The sequence below is a fragment of the Staphylococcus sp. EG-SA-2 genome (assembly GCF_017152085.1).
On the sequence record NZ_JACYHC010000430.1, the window covers coordinates 1 to 5,631 of the forward strand.

The window sequence follows — 5,631 nt, forward strand, 5'->3', positions numbered from 1 at the left end:
ATGTCAGGTGGCACACTTATTCTTCAACGTTACTTTAACGGCGAAGAATTGAATGACATGATTGCACAATATCACCCTACATTTATTATCATGATTCCGACAATGTATTATAGTACGCTACGTGCTAGTAATTTTAATCCTGAAAATTTTAGAGCTATGGATTATATCATCCAAGGTGGTTCACAACCATTACCAAGTATCCAAGCAGCTTTTAAACAATATGGCATAAACATTATTAACGGCTATGGTTTAACTGAAGCACCTCTTGTACTTGTTAATACACCGGAAAATTCAAAACGTAAGCCAATGAGTATTGGTAAAGCAGTCATGTTCGTTGATGCACGTATCCTTGATGATAACGGTGAGGAAGTACCTACTGGTGAGATTGGCGAACTTGCAATTAAGGCTAAAAATGTCACGCCAGGATATTGGAATAAACCAGCAGAGACTGCCAAAGCATTTCATGGTCGTTATTTATTAACTGGTGACTTAGCGAAGATGGACGACGATGGCGATATATTTATTATTGACCGCAAAAAAGAATTAATCATAACTGGTGGCGAAAATGTCTTACCATCTGAAGTCGAAAATGCTTTAGCTGAGCATCCACTAGTAGACCGGTGTGTGGTCGTTGGCTATGATCATCCAAAATATGGTGAATCAATTGCTGCAGCCATTATACTTCGCGAAGATGAACCTCATTACGCTGAAATTTTAGATCAACATATGCGAAGTCGTTTAGCAGGTTATAAAGTCCCAAGAATGTATGTACCAGTGACACATATGCCGTTAAACAGTACGCAGAAACCAGATAAACTTGCGATTCGACAAATGATGAATGACAAAGTCTCACAAACACTTTAAAGGTGATAAAAATTTTTGACATTTAGTGTAAGCGTTTACAAATAAAGCGTGTTGTTTTTGAATTAAATGCATTTCACATTAGTATTCATATTATTTTTAGGAGGAATTTATATGACATTTGAAAAAGAAACGGTCTTAAAAACATTATTTCCTGAAGATGTACTTAGTATTGCTAAAGGTTTAACAGACGGTGAAGTCGAATTTTTACAACAAGTAGATTCATTGCTAGAAAGTAAGTACCGTGAAAATATTAATCAACATTGGATAGACGCTACTGTACCCGAGGACTATTTTAAAGATCTGGGAGAATTAAATTATTTTAACAATCCATTACTTTACAAGGATCGTCCAAACGCCAAAATGCCTAGTCAACTATTTCAGTTTTTCATGTCTTACCTACTCGCGCGATTTGATATTTCCTTAGCTACCCTACTCGGTGTTCACCAAGGTTTAGGGCATAACACTTTCTATTTCGGAGGTAGCAAAGAACAAATTGCGAAATATGTACCTAAATTACAGTCACATGAACTGCGTACATGCTTTGCTTTAACTGAACCAGAACACGGTTCGGACGTTGCGGGAGGTCTTGAAACAGTCGCTGAACGCCAAGGCGATACTTGGGTTATCAATGGTGAAAAGAAATGGATTGGTGGTGCACATGTATCTGATGTCATTCCAGTATTCGCAGTAAATAAAAAAACTGGCAAACCCCATTGCTTTGTAGTCAGACCAGAACAAGATGGCGTCGATATTGAAGTCATTGATAATAAAATCGCACTTCGCATTGTTCCTAACGCACTAATTAAATTAACTAATGTCAAAGTAGATGAAGCGGATCGCTTACAAAACATAACAAGCTTTAAAGATATTGCCAAAATTCTTTATTCAACGAGAGCAGGCGTTGCTTATATGGCTACAGGTGGTATGGCTGGCGCTTTACGTGCCACATTAGATTATGTCACTGAGCGTAAGCAATTCGGCAAACCAATTAGTAAATATCAGTTAATACAAGAAAAGCTAGCAATGATGCAAGGTAATTTAGCTCAAGCAATGGCAACATGTGCTCAATTAGCTAATATGCAAGCACATGGTGAATATGACGAGGTTGCAACTTCAACGGCGAAGATGATGAATGCCTTACGTTTGCGTGAGACAGTAGCTATGGGCCGCGGTATTACAGGTGGTAATGGCATACTAGCTGACGATTATGATATTGCACGTTTCTTCTCTGATGCAGAAGCGATTTACACGTACGAAGGTACACATGAAATTAATGCCTTAGTAATTGGACGCGCTTTGACTGGAGATTCTGCTTTCGTATAAATAGCAAATAATTATATGAGATGCATTAATTTCACTAAAAAAGACTTATTTTAAGCATAAAGCTTTTTCCTTAAATAAGAGGCTAAGATGACTGTCAAAGATACTTAATTAATTTTATAAAATAGCAACGTTATTCCAATTATCTTAATGGTTATCTTATCCTCAACTAAATTGGAGGAATCACTATGACAATTAATAAAGTAACCGTTCTTGGCGCAGGCACGATGGGCGCTCAACTGGCAGCACTCTTTGTGAATGCTGGACTTAAAGTAAAACTATTAGATATTGTAGTGGACAAAAACGATCCAAATCTCATTGCGAAAAAATCTTACGATAAAATTACAGATAAGAAACGGCCGCTACTATTCGACTTAAATCTAGTGAGTCATTTAACATATGGTAATTTTGATGATGACTTGGTAAATGATGATGCTGATTTATATATCGAAGCAGTCAAAGAAGATATTGAAATTAAGCATGCTGTTTGGCAACAAGTTCTACAACATGCTAAAGAAGATGCTTTATTTGCTACAAATACATCAGGTATTCCAATTAATGCGATTGCTCAAGCATTTAACGAGAAGGATCAAGAACGATTCTTTGGTCTACATTTCTTTAACCCACCACGTATTATGAAATTAGTGGAGTTAATACCTACGTCACACACGAAGGAATCTATCATATTAGATGTAAAAAATTTCGCGCAAAATGTGTTAGGTAAAGGTGTCATTGTCGTCAATGATGTGCCTGGCTTTGTCGCAAATAGAGTCGGCACGCAAACAATGAATGATATTATGTATCGCGCCGAGCAACACAAGTTAAGCATTGTAGATGTGGATGCTTTAACTGGGCAAGCGATTGGTCGTCCTAAAACAGGTACATATGCCCTATCCGACCTAGTCGGTTTAGATATTGCAGTGTCTGTAATTAAAGGCATGCAACAAGTACCTGAAGAAACGCCTTATTTTCATGATGTCAAAATTGTAAATACGTTGTTTGACAATGGCGCACTCGGACGTAAAACGAAACAAGGATTTTACAAAAAGGATAAAGAAACTAAAGCTCGACTTGTTTACGATGTTGAAAAACAAGATTATGTACCTGTATCGCAACCACAATTACCAATTTTAAATGAATTTAATAAAGACTTAGTGCATAACCTTGATGTCATATTCAATGCGCAAGACGAAGCGGGACTATTTTTATGGGAGACATTACGTAATAATTTCTATTACTCTGCTATCAATGTACCTAAAGCTACCGATGATTTCCGAGACATAGACCGTGCGCTTGTCTGGGGGTTCAACTGGAAACTTGGTCCATTCCAATTATGGGATGCAATGGGATACGAACGTGTTAAAACACGTATGGAAGACGAACTTGGAGACTTACCACAATGGATTAGTGATTTAGATGGTGGCTTTTATAAACAAGATGAGACCATTGAATATGCAACACCTGTTTCTCACTTCGTAAAAGATGAACTTTGGGATAAAGGTGATGCCAAACTTTCCGTAACTCATGATGATCAACTGTTACTGAAATTACAAAGTAAAAATAATGTCATTACCGATGAATTCAACGATGCGTTAGTTGATGCCATTGATTTACTGGAAAATGACCATTACACAAGTATGGTCATTTATGCAGATGGTAATAATTTCAGTGTGGGTGCTAACCTTTTCTTAATGAAAAAGGCGCATGAAGACGGTCTTGTAGATGATGTCGTTGCACAATCAATTGATAAATTACATTATAGCTTTAATCGTTTGAAGTATAGTTTGAAACCAGTAGTCACAGCTGTTCAAGGTCGTGCCTTAGGCGGTGGCTGTGAGCTTGTACTTTACTCACCTATTGTTGTCGCTGCAAGTGAAACATATATAGGTCTTGTTGAAGCAGGCGTTGGCTTATTACCGAGTGGCGGTGGCCTTGCAGAAATGGCTGATCGCATATTACGCACATCGCATAAGTTTGATGACAAACAAGCTTCCATGACAAAAGTACTGACGAATATCGCATTTGCGAAAGTCTCTACAAATGCCTTTGAGGCACGTCGTTATGGTTATTTACGTGATACAGATACGATTATTTTCAATACAGCACAACGTGTCGAAGTTGCGCTCAAACGTGCGAAATATGAAGCAGAAACAAACTATATTCCGAATCCTAGACATCAATATATCGCTTTAGGTGAAGACTTCAAAGCATTGATCCAAGGACAATTAGATGCGCAAAGACGGGGGCATTTTATTAGCGACCATGATTATCATATCGCCTTAAATATCGCCACAATTTTAGCGGGTGGTGATTTACCAAGAAATACATTTATAAATCAACGTTACATTCAATCGTTGGAGAAAATTGGCTTTATTGACTTACTAAAATCTAAAAAATCATATGAAAGAATTGCACATATGTTAAAAACTGGTAAGCCATTACGTAATTAAAAGATAGTCATTAAGAGAGGATGATAACCATGCAAGAAGCATACATTGTAGCTTATGGGCGTTCAGCCGCAGCGAAAGCAAAGCAAGGCGCATTATTCCACGAAAGACCTGATGATGTCGCAGCCAAAGTATTACAAGGCGTATTGAAACGTATTGACGGAAAATTCAATAAGAATATGATTGAAGATGTCATTGTTGGTACGGCTTTTCCAGAAGGATTACAAGGACAAAACATTGCACGAACGATTGCATTGCGTGCGGGATTATCTGACACGGTACCGGGTCAAACAGTGAATCGCTACTGCTCATCAGGATTACAAACCATCGCGATTGCAGCCAATCAAATTATGGCTGGTCAAGGAGATATACTTGTAGCTGGTGGCGTTGAATTGATGAGTGCCGTACCAATGGGTGGCAACGAGCCCACAAACAATCCAACCTTACAATATGATGATATAGGTGCGTCATATCCTATGGGTTTAACTGCTGAAAATGTAGCATCCCAATTTGACGTATCACGCGAAGATCAAGATGCTTATGCTGTCAGAAGTCATCAACGTGCCTATGACGCACAACGTGATGGTCGGTTCAAAGATGAAATTATTCCAATACGGGTAAACTCAGTTGAATATACAAACGCAGGACCAAAAGTACACACAAATATCTTTGACCAAGATGAATTTATACGCCCTGACACCACGATGGAGGCATTAGCCAAATTACGTACAGTATTTAAAGCTGACGGCACTGTGACTGCGGGAACATCTGCCCCACTTTCTGATGGTGCAGGATTTGTAGTTTTAATGTCTGGAGATAAAGTGAAAGAACTAGGCGTGACACCTATTGCACGATTCGTTGGTTATAAGGCAGTAGGCGTTGACCCGAAAATTATGGGTATTGGGCCTGCATATGCGATTCCTGAAGTATTGTCACTCAGCAATCTATCTGTTGAAGACATTGATTTGATCGAATTGAACGAAGCATTTGCTTCTCAAAC

The 5,631-nt window shown here is 38.3% G+C and carries 4 protein-coding genes; all 4 read left to right on the forward strand.

Annotated elements, in window-relative coordinates; genetic code table 11:
* Positions 1 to 864, forward strand: an 864-nt coding sequence (locus tag IDG60_RS05105; RefSeq protein WP_206160539.1) for a class I adenylate-forming enzyme family protein, incomplete at its 5' end; no start/stop codon positions are given.
* Between the two features lie 111 nt (positions 865 to 975).
* Positions 976 to 2,187, forward strand: coding sequence for an acyl-CoA dehydrogenase FadE (fadE, locus tag IDG60_RS05110; RefSeq protein WP_000142195.1), 1,212 nt, complete (start codon positions 976 to 978; stop codon positions 2,185 to 2,187).
* A 185-nt stretch (positions 2,188 to 2,372) separates the two neighbouring features.
* Positions 2,373 to 4,634, forward strand: coding sequence for a 3-hydroxyacyl-CoA dehydrogenase/crotonase FadB (gene fadB / locus IDG60_RS05115; protein ID WP_000154537.1), 2,262 nt, complete (start codon positions 2,373 to 2,375; stop codon positions 4,632 to 4,634).
* Positions 4,635 to 4,663: 29 nt separating this feature from the next.
* Positions 4,664 to 5,631, forward strand: a 968-nt coding sequence (locus IDG60_RS05120) for a thiolase family protein (RefSeq protein WP_206160540.1), incomplete at its 3' end; no start/stop codon positions are given.